The 16778-nt window shown below is 32.7% G+C and carries 17 protein-coding genes and 1 tRNA gene; 13 read left to right on the top strand and 5 right to left on the bottom strand.

Features of this window, described 5'->3' with window-relative positions; genetic code table 11:
• Positions 1 to 201: 201 nt before the first annotated feature.
• From ACQH1W_RS02890 to ccmE, 9 genes are all read left to right on the top strand, one after another.
• Complete coding sequence (locus ACQH1W_RS02890; RefSeq protein WP_425361156.1) at positions 202 to 2328, top strand: Rne/Rng family ribonuclease; 2127 nt, start codon at positions 202 to 204, stop codon at positions 2326 to 2328.
• A gap of 16 nt (positions 2329 to 2344) precedes the next feature.
• Positions 2345 to 2848 carry a hypothetical protein gene (locus tag ACQH1W_RS02895; RefSeq protein WP_375333085.1) on the top strand — a complete coding sequence of 168 codons (504 nt, stop codon included), beginning with the start codon at positions 2345 to 2347 and terminating at the stop codon, positions 2846 to 2848.
• A gap of 138 nt (positions 2849 to 2986) precedes the next feature.
• Positions 2987 to 3964, top strand: coding sequence for a DNA polymerase III subunit delta (gene holA / locus ACQH1W_RS02900; protein WP_375333084.1), 978 nt, complete (start codon positions 2987 to 2989; stop codon positions 3962 to 3964).
• A gap of 109 nt (positions 3965 to 4073) precedes the next feature.
• Positions 4074 to 4964, top strand: a complete 891-nt coding sequence (locus ACQH1W_RS02905) for a HEPN domain-containing protein (protein WP_425361157.1) — start codon at positions 4074 to 4076, stop codon at positions 4962 to 4964.
• Positions 4965 to 5361: 397 nt separating this feature from the next.
• A complete protein-coding gene (locus tag ACQH1W_RS02910) occupies positions 5362 to 6144 on the top strand; it encodes a hypothetical protein (RefSeq protein WP_425361158.1) in 783 nt (260 codons plus the stop codon).
• A 10-nt stretch (positions 6145 to 6154) separates the two neighbouring features.
• Positions 6155 to 7138 carry a porphobilinogen synthase gene (hemB, locus tag ACQH1W_RS02915; RefSeq protein ID WP_425361159.1) on the top strand — a complete coding sequence of 328 codons (984 nt, stop codon included), beginning with the start codon at positions 6155 to 6157 and terminating at the stop codon, positions 7136 to 7138.
• Positions 7139 to 7340: 202 nt separating this feature from the next.
• A complete protein-coding gene (locus tag ACQH1W_RS02920) occupies positions 7341 to 7976 on the top strand; it encodes an SCO family protein (protein WP_375333080.1) in 636 nt (211 codons plus the stop codon).
• A 4-nt stretch (positions 7977 to 7980) separates the two neighbouring features.
• Positions 7981 to 8109 carry a hypothetical protein gene (locus tag ACQH1W_RS02925; RefSeq protein WP_341763311.1) on the top strand — a complete coding sequence of 43 codons (129 nt, stop codon included), beginning with the start codon at positions 7981 to 7983 and terminating at the stop codon, positions 8107 to 8109.
• Positions 8087 to 8479: a cytochrome c maturation protein CcmE gene (gene ccmE, locus ACQH1W_RS02930; protein WP_341763312.1), complete on the top strand. Its 393-nt coding sequence runs from the start codon at positions 8087 to 8089 to the stop codon at positions 8477 to 8479. Before ACQH1W_RS02925 ends, ccmE begins: the two co-directional genes overlap by 23 nt.
• A 366-nt stretch (positions 8480 to 8845) precedes the next feature.
• Here the strand turns inward: ccmE and ACQH1W_RS02935 are convergent, their stop codons facing one another.
• Complete coding sequence (locus ACQH1W_RS02935; protein ID WP_341763313.1) at positions 8846 to 10435, bottom strand: lysine--tRNA ligase; 1590 nt, start codon at positions 10433 to 10435, stop codon at positions 8846 to 8848.
• A gap of 80 nt (positions 10436 to 10515) precedes the next feature.
• On the opposite strand from ACQH1W_RS02935, the gene ACQH1W_RS02940 reads away from it, so the two are divergent.
• Positions 10516 to 11067 carry a disulfide bond formation protein B gene (locus ACQH1W_RS02940; RefSeq protein ID WP_341760933.1) on the top strand — a complete coding sequence of 184 codons (552 nt, stop codon included), beginning with the start codon at positions 10516 to 10518 and terminating at the stop codon, positions 11065 to 11067.
• 48 nt (positions 11068 to 11115) lie between these two features.
• Here the strand turns inward: ACQH1W_RS02940 and ACQH1W_RS02945 are convergent, their stop codons facing one another.
• The 4 genes from ACQH1W_RS02945 to ACQH1W_RS02960 all read right to left on the bottom strand — a co-directional run bounded on the left by ACQH1W_RS02945 (position 11116) and on the right by ACQH1W_RS02960 (position 13516).
• Positions 11116 to 12030: an energy transducer TonB gene (locus tag ACQH1W_RS02945; protein WP_425361160.1), complete on the bottom strand. Its 915-nt coding sequence runs from the start codon at positions 12028 to 12030 to the stop codon at positions 11116 to 11118.
• Entirely contained in the window at positions 12020 to 12454 is a 435-nt protein-coding gene (gene tolR / locus ACQH1W_RS02950; RefSeq protein WP_341755720.1) for a protein TolR, read from the bottom strand. Before tolR ends, ACQH1W_RS02945 begins: the two co-directional genes overlap by 11 nt.
• Positions 12454 to 13179, bottom strand: a complete 726-nt coding sequence (gene tolQ, locus ACQH1W_RS02955) for a protein TolQ (RefSeq protein WP_341760935.1) — start codon at positions 13177 to 13179, stop codon at positions 12454 to 12456. Before tolQ ends, tolR begins: the two co-directional genes overlap by 1 nt.
• Positions 13180 to 13431: 252 nt before the next feature.
• Positions 13432 to 13516 (bottom strand) — tRNA-Leu (locus ACQH1W_RS02960).
• A 259-nt stretch (positions 13517 to 13775) separates the two neighbouring features.
• Between ACQH1W_RS02960 and ACQH1W_RS02965 the strand changes: the two genes are divergently transcribed.
• From ACQH1W_RS02965 to ACQH1W_RS02975, 3 genes are all read left to right on the top strand, one after another.
• Positions 13776 to 15290, top strand: coding sequence for a hypothetical protein (locus tag ACQH1W_RS02965; protein ID WP_375333078.1), 1515 nt, complete (start codon positions 13776 to 13778; stop codon positions 15288 to 15290).
• Between the two features lie 73 nt (positions 15291 to 15363).
• Positions 15364 to 15591, top strand: coding sequence for a hypothetical protein (locus ACQH1W_RS02970; RefSeq protein WP_341760937.1), 228 nt, complete (start codon positions 15364 to 15366; stop codon positions 15589 to 15591).
• A gap of 128 nt (positions 15592 to 15719) precedes the next feature.
• Positions 15720 to 16454 (top strand): Bax inhibitor-1/YccA family protein, encoded by a 735-nt coding sequence (locus ACQH1W_RS02975; protein WP_341760938.1) that lies wholly within the window; start codon positions 15720 to 15722, stop codon positions 16452 to 16454.
• Positions 16455 to 16778: the final 324 nt, after the last annotated feature.

The following is a 16778-nucleotide window of genomic DNA, read 5'->3' on the forward strand; positions in this document are numbered from 1 at the left end:
AGGAATGATCAATGGCATAGTAATGTTATATCGAATTTAGGTTAAGTAGAGTTTTTTAGTTATTTGTTAGGTTAATGTACTTGTTAAATGTTTTCTCATAAAAACTTAATATTAAGTTTTAAATTTGTTATAATATTCTCTAATATTGCTAAATGTTACAGAGTTTAGAGATATACCTAGAAATTTACGAGTAAAAAATTAATGAGTAAAAAAATTATAGTTGATGCTAACTTCCCTAATGAAACAAGGGTGGTTTTACTGAATCATAGTAACAATATCGAGGATATTGAATATGAAACAGCCATAAAACAACAAATCAAAGGTAATATATATCTTGCAAAAGTTATAAGAGTTGAACCAGCGTTGCAGGCTGCCTTTATAGATTATGGTCCGGACAAAAGCGGATTCTTGCCTTTCAATGAAATTCATCCATATTATTATAATGTACCAGTATCTGATCTTAAATCTTTAACTTCTATAAATAAATTACAAGAAATTTCTCTTTTAGATATTACCCAAGATGATTTTGTAGAATCTGAAGCAAAGAGGGATTATAATCCGATAATAGATAGTGAAGAAATTGATTTAAATGCCATAGAAAGATTAGTGGACGAAAAAATTCAGGTAGAATTTAATTTGGATGTCTTAGATAATGATATTGAAACAATAAGTGTAGACAAAAGTGATAGAGAGGAAGACAATAAACAAAAGCAATACAAAATTCAAGAAGTAATAAAAAAAGGACAAGTTATGCTTGTTCAAGTTACAAAAGAGGAAAGAGCTAATAAAGGTGCATCATTTACAACCTTTATATCTCTTGCGGGAAAGTATTGCGTTCTGATGGCTAATACTCCATTGCAGAATGGTGTATCGCGTAAGATATCCAATGCTGATGAGCGAAAAAGGCTTAAGAATATAGTCAGTAAAATAACTGCAAATAATAACAGTAGTGGGTCAAGTATCATAATTCGTACAGCTGGTGCTGGCTGTACTACTTTAGACATAAAAAGAGATTATGATTATTTAGCAAGATTATGGAATAAAATTAGGGAGAATACTCTTAAATCTGTAGCTCCCTGTTTTATACATGAAGAAGATGGTCTAATTCAAAAAGTCATAAGAGATATGTGTGATCCTACTGTTAAAGAGTTGATAATACAAGGTAGTGGGGCTTATCAAAATGCTGTGAAATTCATGAAGGATATATTACCTATTGATTTGGCTAAGCTCAAAGAATACAAAAATAAGGTGCCAATTTTTACAAAATTTGCTGTTGAGGAACAACTAGCAAAACTATACCAACCAGTTGTTGCTTTAGCTTCTGGTGGTTATATAGTGATAAATCCAACAGAAGCACTTATTTCAATTGATGTTAATTCAGGAAAAGCAACTTCTGAAAAAAATATTGAAGAAACAGCATTAAAGACCAACTTAGAAGCTGCTAGAGAAATTGCTAGGCAAATTAAATTAAGAGATTTATCAGGCTTAGTGGTTATTGATTTTATCGATATGTATGAGGCTAGAAATCGTAGGATTGTCGAGAGGTCTTTTAAGGAATTTCTAAGTAGAGATCGTGCAAGAATTCAAACTGCTCATATTAGCCAATTTGGTTTGCTTGAGATGTCTCGTCAAAGATTAAGACCATCATTTTTGGAATCAAATTCATCGATTTGTTCATATTGTAACGGTAAGGGTCTTGTTAGGGCAGATGAGTCAAATGCTATGTTGATTCTACGTACGGTGGAAAATGAAATTTTTAATGAAAATATTGATTTAGTAAATATTTTTGCTAATATTCATTCAGTTATCTATTTACTGAATAATAAACGTTCAGAAATATCTCTAATTGAAGAAAAATATAATTTAAAGTTAAAATTCCATGTTGATCCTTCTGCCACTTCTGATAATTATTCAATTGAAAAAATAAAATTATCAAAGAAATCTAGCCATACAGAAGCTGGTAATAAGCCATTAATTCAGAATCAGTCCTCTAATTATCAAGAAGAAAAGAGTATTAAAGAGACTCCTGCTCATAACAAGAAGAAGCAAAAATGGAAAATGCCTGATAAATTAGAATCTAGTAGTGAATCAAATAAGGGTATGGAAAAAATTGATAAAGAGGTAATTGATTCTATTCAAGAAACTAATAAACCAGTAGTGGTAAATGAATCGTTTAACGGAGTCAATGACCTTGACACCAATAAGTCAAACCGTAAATATATTGAGAAAAAATCAAATTATTCTCGCCCCTCTAGAGTACGTAACTATAATAAACGTAAGGTAGATGACAATGATAGTGGACAATCTCAGGAGGTAGCTAATAGTTGAAAATGGTAAATGCAATATGGTGCGTTCAAATTTATTAGTAGCTCTTGCTTACTTATTTTTATTTACCTCTTGTAGTTTAAAACCTATATATAGTAATAAATATAGCACGCAGGAATTAAACCAATTAAGTAGCATTGAAATTGAACCAATAGCATCTATTGAAGGTGCAGAATTTTGTTACTATTTATCGAGTATTTTACCAAGCTCTACAACAGTCACAACAAAGTATTTATTAAAGGTAAAATTTACCAACAAACATTTACCACTTATTCTTCAAAAGAATTCTGATGTGTTAAGAGAAGCAATCAGTCAAACTATTCAATATAGGTTAGTTGATATTGTTACTAATCGAGAAGTAACAACAGGAACATTTAGTCATATAACCTCTTATAGTACAGCTGCTTTACCATATTATAGCTATATAGATGAAGAGGTAGCATTGAAAGACCTTACAAAACGAGGAGCAGATGAAATCCTAGCAAGATTAATTTTATATTTTAAGAGAGTGCCTACGAACTGAATAATTTTTGAGGAATTTTTAGGAAAAATGTAGCTTAGTACCGCAAGCAGTAAGCAAATGTACGTGAGGAACGGAAGCAAATTTTGACGACAAAATTACCAAAAAGAATCAGTTCGTTTTAACAAAATAGAATTAAAGATGAAGCTTTATCTATCACAAATCATTCAGCTACTTGATAAGGTAGAAAATGGACAAATTAAGGCTCTGTTGCTTTATGGTCCAGATAAAGGGTACATTGATAAAGTTTGTAAGACTTTAGTAAAGAAATTTGACTTACTAAAAACCTCTATAGAATATTCTGAAATTAAAAATCGATCGCTCGAGACGTTAGTTAATACCCAAAATTTCTTTATGCAAAAACAATTGATTATAGTAAGGTCAGTTGGCGAGTCTATAGATAAATCTTTAAAACTGGCTCTTAGTAAAGACTCATTGCATTTCTTAGTTTTTATTGCTGATGAATTATCAGCTGCTTCTAGTATACGTAAGTTTTTTGAAACTGAAACTTATTTGGCTTCTCTAGCTTGCTATCACGATGATGAACACAAAATTACTAAGATAATTTTACAAAAATGTAACAGTGTTGGTAAAGTTATAAGTGAAGATACTGTTAACTATTTAACAGATCGTTTAAAAGGTGACCATCAAACACTAGTTAATGAAATCAATAAGTTAATATATTTTACATTTGATAAAGATCAAATCACCTTGGATGATGCACTAGCTGTAGTTAGTGATGATTTTACAGGGAATGGGGATGATTTATGCGTTTATTTCTCCTCAGGAAATCTTGATAATTTTTTACAAGAATTCACCAAACTAAAACAACAAAATATTAATGAAGTGCTAATTATCAGAGCATTAATCAGGTATTATCTAAATCTATACACCGTATTGAATAAATTAGCAATGGGTGTTAATATAGATATGGCTATAAAATCACTATCTCCACCAATTTTCTATAAATATGTGCCAAGTTTTAAGCAAGCTCTAAATAAGGTTAACTTAGAAGATTGCATTAAAACATTGAAACATTTAGAGCAAGCAGAAATTGATTATAAGCTAAATCCAGCCGGCTTTGATATATATCAACAAGTTTATGTTAAAACATACTAATTAGAGATAATTATGCATAAAGCAAATTTTTAAGTAATCTTTTAGTTACATTGCCAAGAAAATAAGTAAAATTATATAATATATTCTCAAAATATGACGATAAATCTATATGAAAACTACCTTACCTAGCCGTTCTATGATAATTCAAGAAAAGCTTGATAAGATTGTAAAAGAAATCTTAGCAGTTGGAAAAGATAAGATAGCAATGATTATTTTATTTGGCTCTTACGCTAGAGGAGATTGGGTACAAGATGAGTATAAAAAAGGACACATTACTTATAGTTATCAAAGTGATCTCGATCTTATGTTGGTGATGAAGAAAGGCAAACATGCCGGTCTTGCCGGGTTAGCAATAGAAGATAAAATAGAAAGAAGGTTGGAAAAAAAATCATTAAGAAGTCCTTTTGAGTTATGGGTAACTTTGGTGCTAGAATCAATTAGGACGGTAAATACTCAGCTTGAAAAAGGGCATTATTTCTTTTCTGATATAAAAAAAGAAGGAATTCTCTTATATGATAGTGGTGAATTTCAGCTGGCGGAAGCTAAAAACTTACCTTGGGGAGAAAGAAGACAAATAGCTAAAGAGGATTATGAGTATTGGTTTGAAAGAGGCAAAGGTTTTTTTCTTGCTTGTAAATATCAACTAACAAGAAAAGATTTTGCTTTGTCTGCTTTTGAGTTACACCAAACTACCGAAAGTTTTTATAATGCTATCCTGTTAGTTTTTTCCGGTTATAAACCGAAACTACACGATATAAGAAAATTAGGTAGTATAGCCGGAAATTACAATGAAGAATTATGGCAGATATTTCCTCATTCTAGCGTTGAGCAAAGGCAATGTTTTAGATTACTTGAACAGGCTTATATTGAAGCTCGCTATAACAAAGATTATAGAATAACTAAAGAACAGCTACTTTACCTTATTGATCGAGTTAAAAAATTAAAAACAGTGACGGAAAAAATTTGCTTGGAAAGGATTAATGGAAAAGAAGTAACGTGATTTGGCTTAATCATGAAGATTGCCACAGTGCCTAACGGTGCTTCGTAATAACGATTTTTTAACTTTCAACAGTTGGGGACATCACCCTTAGAACCTAGGTGATGCACACAAAATTCTTCAACGTCATTGCGAGGAGGCATGAGCCGACGAAGCAATCCACAAAAAATATAATAAGTAATTTGGATTGCCGCATCGCCACTAAAGTGGCTCCTCGCAATGACGGTTTTTTAATTTTCAACAGTTGTGAGATTGCCACGTCGGCGATTTCATCGTCTCCTCGCAATGACGTTTTTTTTTGCTAAAACCTTTCCAGTTTAACTATAATAAAATTTTATGCTAATAATACTTAGTGGAGATTAATAATTGTGATATATAATAGTATTATATGAGGTACTAAATGACAAAACAAGAGAAAATTCGGGAGAAAAAAGAAGAAATTCTGCAAAAAAAAGATGAAATTCAACAAAAAGCAGATGATATTATAACAAAAATTGATCATATTTTTGATGATCCTAACAAGTTTAGTAATAGTAAAGAAAGAAAGGAAGTAAAACAACATATAATTTCAGCATTAACGAGTGCTTTTTATTTTTATAAAGAAAGCTCAGCTAGAAAGATATATGAAGTAAGTTTACAAGAAATATTAAATACTAGTCCTGAGCTAAAGCCAGTAATTGCAGATATAGCTGAATTTGTGCTGCAAGAATGTCCTGATAATATGCTAGAAGAAAGAAAATTTTGGCTAGAAGATGTCAACAAAGAAATATTACAGGGAATTTTTAAGGATGAATTGATTGCAATTAAAGAGATAGTTGATCCATTGATTAAGGTCGCTAATAGTAATAATATAGCTAAAACTATTGGACAAGATAATGCAAAAGAGTTACAAAAACATGTGAAATTAATGGCAGAACAATTTAATAAGGATAATATTAAAGGTGTTGAAGGAACATTAATAAACATAAGCGAATGGAGCAATCAGAAACAACAAGAATTAGAAAATCAATTAAAATTAGAGCAAAAAATTAAACGAAATATAAATTTGGATCAAGAAAGCTCTAAATTATTTAGTAAATTTAGCAAAATGGTAAAGGTGAGTTCTAGTACTATAGATGATTTAAAACTAGGTATAATAGCACACCCACAAACAAAAGGTAAAAACAACTCTGCACAAAGGTAAGAACATAGATATGTACCCAACAATAAGATTAAGAAGAAATAGAAAAACGCGGTGGCTAAGAGAATTAGTAGCAGAGAATAGGCTTAGCGTAAATGATTTGGTGCTAGCATTATTTGTGGTTGAGGGCGAGAACCAGCGTCAAGAGATCAAAACTATGCCTGGCGTATATAGATTATCTATTGATCAAGTAGTATTGACGGCTAGGCAGGCTTATGAAAATGGCATAAATGCTATAATACTCTTCCCTTGTATAGATGCAAAATTAAAAAGCGATAATGCTGATGAAGCATATAATCTAGACAATTTAATGTGTAGAACTATACGAAGTATAAAAAATGCCAATATCGATATTGGTATAATATGCGATGTTGCCCTAGATCCTTACACTACCCATGCACATGATGGTATTCTACATAATGGGGATGTAGATAATGATAGAACTGTTGAAGCTTTGTGCAACCAAGCTTTAGTTTTAGCAAAAGCTGGGGTAGATATTGTCGCACCATCTGATATGATGGATGGTAGGATTATGGGCATACGTCAAATACTAGATTCAGAAGGGTTTATTAACGTTAATATACTATCTTATGCGGCAAAATATGCTTCAAGTTTTTATGCCCCATTCAGAGATGTATTGAACAATAATAAGACAGCTTATCTAAATAAAGCGACCTACCAAATGGATGTACGTAATAGCAGAGAAGCTATGTTAGAGATAGAACATGATCTTGCTGAAGGTGCAGATATGATTATGATTAAACCTGGTATGATGTTTTTGGATGTCATAGCACAAGCGGCCAATAACTTTAATACTACTATATTTGCCTATCAGGTAAGTGGTGAATATTCTATGTTAAGATCTGCGGCAGATGCCAATGCCTTAAATTGGCAAGCAAGCATAATAGAATCATTGGTATGTTTTAAGCGTGCTGGTGCTAGTAGCATTGTTACATACGCTGCATTAGAAGTAGCACAAATATTGAATGATCAATAAATGGGAAGCAGGGTACAATTGTTGAAAGTTAAAAAACCGTCATTGCGAGAAGCCGCTGCAAGCGGCGACGTGGCAATCTAGGATACGCGAAGCGTTACTCTAAAAAAATAGCTTCGCTGTTTACTTGGACCGCCACGGCATCTAAAGAGCCTTGCTATGACGATTATAGAAAAATATAGGGTACTATGAGGTGAAGAATACAATGCAAGAAAAATGTCAGGATAATATTATTATAAAAATTATTTTAGCAGTAGGTTTATTGATAACTATTACGTCATTGTATCTTTGGTTATCTTTTGACATACCGCAAAAACCCCTTGCTGGAAAGGGAGGAGGGGATAATATTGACGTGCAAATTGGTGGAAACTTTGAGCTAACTGATCAAGACGGTAAGACTTTCAATAGTGATAGTTTGAAAGGAAAATTAAGTTTAATTTATTTTGGTTTTACTTATTGCCCTGATATTTGTCCTACTTCTTTGCAAAAATTAACAGAGGTCATTAATACTCTTGATAAATATAAAATTGATGTTGAATTTGTTTTTATTACTGTAGATCCTCAGCGTGATACTCCAGCAGTGCTTAAAGAATATTTAAAGCATTTTAATCCTAAATTTATTGGTTTAACGGGTAATGAACAACAAATTAAAGAGGTTGCTGATAAGTTTAAAGTGTATTATGCTAGAGCAAATGATGGTAAAAATTATATGATTGATCATTCTTCTTTTAGTTATTTAATGGATCAACAAGGGGAATATATAAAACATTTTTACTTAAATAGTTCTGCTCAAGAAATTATAGATTTTATTAGAGTGAAGCAGCAAAATCAAAAAAGATAATAAGATGTTTAATTATCTACTAGCTTCATACCTGTTTGCTTTTGCTGCTCTTGCCTTATTGTTAATAACAAGTTGGCTAGATTATAATAAAATTAAAGTTAGATCAAGTAATGCAAAAAAAGGTAAAAAATAGATTAAAGTTTATATTATTTTACCTTTTATGCAGTGCTGGGGGAATATATATGGTATTATACAATCTTGAAGATAGTATAGTATTTTTTTACCCTCCGTCAAAAATTAACGAGTCAAAACTTGGCAAAGAATTGAGAGTAGGGGGCTTAGTTAAAGTAGGTTCAATCAGAAAAATTACTGCTGATAAAGTGCATTTTGTCATTACAGATGACATTAAAGACCTAGAAATATCTTACCAAGGGGTTTTACCCGCTTTATTTCGTGAGAATCAAGGGATAGTAGCTGTAGGTAAATTATCAGGTAATATATTCATAGCTCGTGAATTATTAACTAAGCATGATGAGAATTATTCTCCAGCCTCACCTACATAGTACCCTACATTTTTTGTATAACCACTATTAATATGGCTTCCAACCGTCATTGCTAGGAGGCAATAGACTTCTTTCGAAACTCTACTTCTGCTGGTGATTTGTACGCGACGTCTGTACTCGAATCCTCACGTACATTAGAGTACGCTGCGGGTCGAGGTTCCGCGTCTCCTTCACACCCTTGTGCATAAGCGAGTTTCGAAAGAAGTCTAATGGAATCGCCAACGCGGCAATCTTGTTGTGAAGTAGGGACAAGTATTACTTCAAAAGATTGCCGCGTCGCCGCTTTTTCGCGACTCCTCGCTAATAGACGTATCTTTTAATAATTCTAAAAAACTTGATTATCGAGTCTTACATCGATACTTAAGATTAAATTAGTTTCTGTTGAATCAAATTTATACTGTCTCTAATACCAAAAAGCTTAATAAAAGACCCAAGCCTTGGTCCTTCAGTTTGCCCAAGTAATATTTGATATAATTCTTTAAAATAATCTCTTAAATTATTATAACCATGCTTATTACCAATATCATAAATTTTTTCTTGGATTTGCTCGGAAGTAATATCTCCCGGCAAAACATTTAACATAGCGATAATTTCTTGTAAGATAATTTTTTGCTGATCATTAGGAACTAAATAGCACTTATTAGCTTTAATAAAGTCATTATAATAACGAGTGGCAAAATCTGTCAAATGATCAAGGTATGGGGCATTTTGTTTCGTTGCACTCGGGGCGTACTTACTGATAAATCCCCAAAGTACCGATTTATCTTCAGGATTGCAAACCGATGCAAGGTTTAGCAATAAGCTAAAACTAATGCCAAAAGTTTCGATATTAGGCACATTCCCGTGATGAATATGATGTACTGGATTCGCAAAACGCTTTACTTGATCTAGTTCTAAATGATATTTTTTATTGAAGGTAATATATTCATCAACATTTTTAGGTATCACATCAAAATGTAAACGTTTGGCTCTTGTTGGATTTTGGTACATAAATAACGACATACTTTCCACCGGTGCATATTGCAGCCATTGATCAACAGTAATGCCATTGCCTGTAGATTTAGAGATTTTCTCTCCGCTTTCATTAAGAAATAATTCATAAAAAAATTGTACTGGTGGGATTCCCTCTAAGATTCGACAAATCCCAGAATATAACCCAGCATTAGGCATATGCTCCTTGCCATACATTTCATAGTTAACTTGCAAACCGGCCCAGCGCATACCAAAATCAGGTTTCCATTGTAGCTTACAATGTCCCTTTGTCACAGGAACTTCCACAAACTTTCCTTCATCGTCTTTATAGGTAATAGTAGCGGCTAAGCGATCGATCTTTGCAATAGGTACTTGTAGTACAATACCAGTTTTTGGACAAATTGGCATAAAAGGTGAATAAGTTGCCTGTCGTTCTTCTCGAAAAGTTGGTAACATTAGAGCCATTATTTCATCATATTTGTCTATGACTTTAAGCATCATCTGATCAAATAAACCGGATTTATAACATTCTGTACTACTAAAAAATTCATATTTAAAGCCAAACCTATCTAAAAATGAGCGAAGCTTAGCGTTCATATAATGTCCATAACTTTCACATTCACCAAAAGGATCGGGAATAGATGTTAAAGGCTTGCCAATATGTGATGCTACCATATCAGGATTTGGGATATTATTTGGGACTTTACGCAAACCATCCATATCATCAGAAAAACAGATAATCTTAGTTGGGATATTGGATAGTTGTTTAAATGCTTCTTGCACCATTATAGATCTAGCAACTTCTGCAAATGTACCTATATGTGGTATCCCTGACGGTCCATAACCAGTTTCAAATAATACATAACCTTTAGCTGGAGTTTTGCTACCCAGTTGATCTAATATTTTTTTTGCTTCTAAAAAAGGCCAAGCGTTTGATTTAACGGCATTTTCTAAAACATTTTCTAAAATTTCTAATTCTGACATCTACATATCCTTATAAATTATCTCTTGAGTTTTTGGTAATATTCCTAGACAATAGCGACTTAAAAAAATAATATTTACTTATGCTAGTTTCTTCTATTGTACATTTTCTTCGCAAAGATAGTTTTAGAGTTTTACATATAACCCTAGTTTGTACGTGCATCTTTGCCTTATCTTTGGCTTATTTTGTCGAATATATATTACATTTTTCACCTTGCCCTTTGTGTATTTATCAAAGATTTCCATATTTATTTATAATCAAGATTTCAGTTGTAGCGATTCTTATCAAGAAAATAAGCAAATATACTTTATTTTTTATCGTTCTAAACTTATTAGGTGCTTGCATATTAGCAGGCTATCATAGTGGAGTGGAAAGAGGGATATTTGAACCAAGTAGTCTTTGTTCAACTTTAATCCATATTCCAAAGCACTTATCCATCCAAGATATTAAAGAAATATTTTATAGCCAACCTATTGCGACTTGCACAAAACCGGCAGTTAAATTATTTGATATATCTATGACAGAATGGAATTTACTACTAAACCTCTCTTTATTACTTGCCGTACTCTTTATTTGGTTTTATCCTAATCCCAAATCCGAAATTGAGGTTAATACTAATATAGAGGAAATTTGACTAGCACTAAGTATAAATCTTGAAAAATATAATAATTATGCAAATATTTCACATACTTGGATCAAAAAGAAAATTAAATTCTTTCCAGCTATTGTAACGCTTAGGGTCTAGATTATTAATAGGACTTGCTTGCCATACTGCCCTCATTGCACTGTCAGATAGAGCGTCACAAGCTATTTTTGTTATGTTTGGGCATATTGTTTCTTTAACTTTTACTTCTTTGACACTACCATCTTGATTTAAAGCTATATACAAAGTTACCCGTAGCTGCTCAAGGTTTTGTATCCCAATAGGTTTGCTCCATACTCTCTCTATTTGTTGTTTAATTAAAGATATTTCACTGATGGAAAGAGGCAATGTTTCATCGTAAGGACCTTTTGATTCTTGGGTTTCTTTATTTTCTTTGGACCTAGCTTGTTTATTTGATTTTGCACTCGACCCTTCAGATGATTGTTCTAAATTTTTAAGCAAAGAATCTAAGTCACTTTTATTAGGAATTTTCTTTTTTTTCTCGAGTGGCTTCTTTGTTTCTACAGGCTTTTTATCTTCTATAGGTTTCTTCTCTTCTATAGGCTTTGTTTCTACAGGTTTTTTATCTATAACCTTCTTTTCCTCGATAGGAAGCTTGTCTTCAAGAGGTTTCTTTTCTTCTAGAAGTTTCTCTAGAAGTTTCTCTAGAGGTTTCTCTAAGGGTTTCTTCTCTTCTGTATCATCAGGTTTGCTTTGTTCTACTTTTTTTGTATCTTGATTTTCTATAGCTTTTTCAGATTGTTTTATTTTATTGGGTACATTAGATTTACTATTAATTGGTAACATTTCAAAAACTATTACTTGTTCTTCAGGAGATTTTTTAAACAATGATGGAAGACCAAATAAGAAGAAATATATTATTAGTAAATGAAGTACTACGGAGCAAATAAAAGAAATAGAAAAAATATTATTATTTATATTATTATTTTTCATTATATTTAATATTTGAAACTAGTGCTACCTTAGAAAAGCCTGCTGCATGGATTTCAGATACAACGCTAACTACCTCGCCATATGGCACATTTTTGTCGCCTCTTACAAAAATTCTAATATCTTTTTTTTCTTTTGTAATATTAGTTAGCTTAGTAGCTAAATTTTGTCTCTCTATTTTAGATTCCAATAAATATAATTCTCCTTTATTGTTAATACTAATCACTAACGGTTCATCTTGTCCTGACAGTGGGCTAGAAGTTGTTTCTGGTAAATCAACATTAATACCGGACACTAGCATTGGAGAGGTTATCATAAAGATGATCAATAGCACTAACATGACGTCAACGAGTGGTGTAACGTTGATCTCACTGACTAAATTACGTCTAGATCTTTGATTGTTTGAATTTGGTAATTGTATAGCCATTACATTTTCCCTTCATCTATGGCTCTTGATAGTATAGAACTAAGCTCATTAATGAAATCATCAATTTTGTTATTAATCTTAATTATTTGTGAAGAAAGGTAGTTATAAAAAATTACCGCCGGAATTGCTGCAAATAGACCTATTGCTGTGGCAAGTAGAGCTTCTGCAATGCCAGGAGCTACGATAGCAAGTGAGGTATTTTTTGATGCTGCAATAGATTGAAAACTATGCATAATCCCCCAAACAGTACCAAATAACCCTATAAATGGTGTACTAGAAGCAACAGTTGCCAAAAAACCTAAATTTTGCTCTAATCTTTCAAGTTCACGATTCCTTATCAAGTACATAGATTGTATTATTCGCTCTTTATGGCTAATTTTAAGTGCATCAGTGAGGTTGTTAGGATTTTGGCGTTTACATTCGTTCATAGCTGCTACAAAAACTGCGGCAAGAGGATTATTCATTGTTCTTTTAATAGTTTCATATAACTGATCTAAAACTGCTCCAGACCAAAAAGTAGCTTCAAAAGCTGCAATTCTCTTTCTTATTTGAACTAAATGAACTATTTTATCTATAATTATTGTCCATGCCCAAATTGAAGCAATTACCAAAATTATCATAACAGATTTTCCTATAATATCAGTGGATGATATCATAGAGAAAATTGATGAACCACTTTGTGCTGTAATTTCTACAACGTCATTAATATTGTTATGTGTACTCATTGGATGTAACTAACCTTCATTGCCTAAATATTGTTTCTGTATATATACTCAGCTAGACCTTCAAGAATTAAGGTTTCCGCGACCTAAAAATTTCAGCTGCTTCGTTACTCATGTACGCACAGCTAGCTCTTCTTGAAGTTATACCATTTCTGAAAACTAATCATCACGTCGTCGTACTTCATGATCTCCGCTCCGGTACTCGACACTCGTACTCCGAGTAGCAATTTAGTTTTGGGAAATGGTATTATACGATGGTACCTCTGGCCGGACTTGAACCAGCACGCCTTTTGAGCTGTAGATTTTGAGTCTACCGTGTCTACCATTCCACCACAGAGGCATTAAATCCCTAAAAATTAGATCATATTTTTTTAAGTTTTGTAGACAAAATAGCAATATCTTTGTATCATGTAAATAACTAAATTGCCTTGGATTAAATTCCGTTATGAATTCGAGAACGGAAATAACGATCTATAAGACCATTAGATAGAAATGTTCACACAACCTAAATTATCCTTGTCGTATTTGTTACCTTAATCTTGACAAAGTGATAAGAAGCATAGTGAATTATAGTTAATTTTAATTAATTAAAGTTTCTTATGAAAAATATATTCAAACCAAAACCAGTTTCTGTTAGTTACAAGAACATAGACCTTACAAATCCTAAAGAAAAAGCAAAATTAATGACACAGCTAAGAAAAAAGAATGTCGATGCTCTTGATTTATCTAATAGTAAGGTTCAATTGGACAAAGAGATATTAGAGGCTATTATAGAAAATCCAATTTCCGAGCTTGATTTATCTAGTAACAATTTGGGAGATAACGGAGCCAAGGTAGTTGCAGGCATTATTCAGAATAGTACTGAGCTTAGGCATCTAGATTTAAGTAATAACAAGATTGGAAGTGAGGGCATGGGAGCTTTGTCATCCGCTTTTGATCATAATAAAACTGTTACTGATCTTGATCTATCGAATAATGATCTAGGAAATGAAGGAGCTAAAAAAGTTGCAACACTTCTTGCTAATAATTCTACTATTATTGATATAAATTTAGATAGTAACAAAATTGGAACAGACGGTCTGTTACATTTACCATCATCTCTTCTTAATCGAAACACTACTAATATTTCTTTAGCTTCTGCTTATATTCCAGAAGAAGCTGTTGCACGTTTTGCAAGAGCGTTACAATACAGCGACAACGTACACTCAATTAACTGTGTGGATAAGGATACAAAGGAGAAAGATTCAAATGAGATAGAAGTGTATGCTCAAAAATTATTTGATACTATAATTAAAATTAGAGATTCCAATGGTTTTGATAAAGAAAGTCAGAAAGAATTTAATAAACTAGTTTGGGAATGTATTGTACCACATCCCAAGTGGAAAGATCTTTTTAAGGACTTAGTGACAAACTCTAATAAACCTTACTTATTTGACCTGAATACTCTTGATGCAAACGGAAAGCCAATGCAAGACCAGGTTTATAATCCTGATCTAAAAACTTTTCTTTCCAATCATAAATCAGCAAAAGAATCAAAAGCAGTGCAACAAGGCGAGCTACCTCCACTAGATGAGAAATGGTTCAACACAACAGTAGGAGTAGACGCTCTGTCATTAGAGAATGCTACTGCTCAGAATGTAACAGAATCATTTTTGACATCAGTAGCAGGTAATGAAGGCGTGAAAGGAGCGTATGCACAGCTTAATGATATTCCAAATTCGCCTAATCTAGCACAGAGAATGCAGGAAAGAAATCTACGAGAGTATAATCTCGTAGACACACTTACTCCTAGTCTAGAAGAAGGGGCAGAAATGCGTACAATAACTGGAGATCATTTTGACCCACTAACGATGACAATTTTAGGTAATGATGACCCCCTGCTAACTAGGACAATTGTTCATGATCAAGATGTACCAACAACAGCTAGATTATCGTCCGTTACTCCTAAAAAAGCTACACTAGAACATAAAGATAACCCACAAATGCAAGTAGAGGCAAAAAAGCTGGGAAAAACTATGTCTCCACATATGGCTTCCCCATCTCAAAGTAATGCTACACCCAATACACCCAATACAGGCAAAAAACATGGGCAATCTAGTGGTTTTAAAAGATAACTTTAATAAAAACTCATAGGATCGATATCTACTTTTAATTTTATAAATCTTACATTTGACATAAGAGTATTGTATGCCAAAAAAAACTGAAAAGATAAAAGATGATATAGACAAGGGTTATCTAGCTGACTTGGAAGATAATGAAGATAAATTACCTAAAAATAGAAGTACTAATAATAATGCTGAAAGTACTAAAATTTATAATATTTCTATTTGGGACGAAATGAATGCAGCGGATGGCAAGATACATGAGCTGAAACTTGCTGGTAATGCTAATAATTCTGATAGTGTTAGTGAATAATAAATATTAATCTAGGAAACTAAATTATAAAATTTAAATAAATATTTCACAATTTTCTTCTTGAAAAGAAAAGGTATGAAGCTTATACTATTATAGTATAAATAATAACATGATTCATGGGGTTTCTTATGATTGATTACACAAAGACTTTTACTGCTACTCAGAAAACATATGATGTCGGACTGAGAGAATACATGCTGAAAGTCTATAATTATATGGCTTTAGCTCTTGTGCTAACTGGAGTAATGGCTTTTGCTACTATATCATTTGAGCCATTAACTAGGCTTTTATTTCAAGTTGAAGCAAATGGACAGTTCATGGGCTATACCGGTTTGGGAACGTTGGTAATGATTTCTCCCGTGGGAATTGCTTTGTACTTTTTTATGGGATTTGGCAGGATGAGTCTAGATACTACTAAAGTATTGTTTTGGGTTTATGCTGCTTTAACTGGTATGTCTTTGGCATCCCTCGGGTTTATCTATACAGGAGAGTCAATTGCTCGAACTTTCTTTATTTGTTCATCTGTTTTTGGTGCAATGAGCCTTTATGGGTATACTACCAATAGGGATTTGACATCAATGGGTTCATTTCTTATCATGGGATTATTTGGTCTTATCATTGTGTCGCTAGTCAACATGTTTTTACAAAGCTCAGCTATATATTTTGCAACGTCTCTCATTGGGGTTGGTATATTTATGGGTATTATTGCATGGGATACTCAAAAAATTAAGTCTATGTATTTTATGTCTGGAGGTGGAGAGTTAGGACAAAAAATGTCCATAATGGCCGCTTTTAATTTGTATTTAGACTTTATTAATTTGTTCTTACATCTTCTAAGATTCTTTGGTAATAGAAGAAACTAGTATTACAGTTGTAACTATACAGGGCTATCATCTCCGTGAAAGCACAACAATTGTGAGTTAAAAAACCGTCATTGCGAAGTGCCGTTAGGTGCTGTGGCAATCTTCATGATAGTCAAGCCTTCCTTCACAAAATTGCCACGTCACCGCTCATAGGTGTCAACTTAAGAGCGTAATGATTGAGCATGTATAAGTAAATCAAACCTAAACGTCTATTAGCGAGAAGCCGCTGCAAGCGGCGACGCGGCAATCTAAGATACGCGAAGCGTTACTCTAAAAAACAGCTTCGCTGTTTATCTGGATCGCCACGGCATCTAACGAGCCTTG

This window comes from Candidatus Tisiphia endosymbiont of Stenodema calcarata, assembly GCF_964030695.1.
Taxonomy (GTDB): domain Bacteria; phylum Pseudomonadota; class Alphaproteobacteria; order Rickettsiales; family Rickettsiaceae; genus Tisiphia.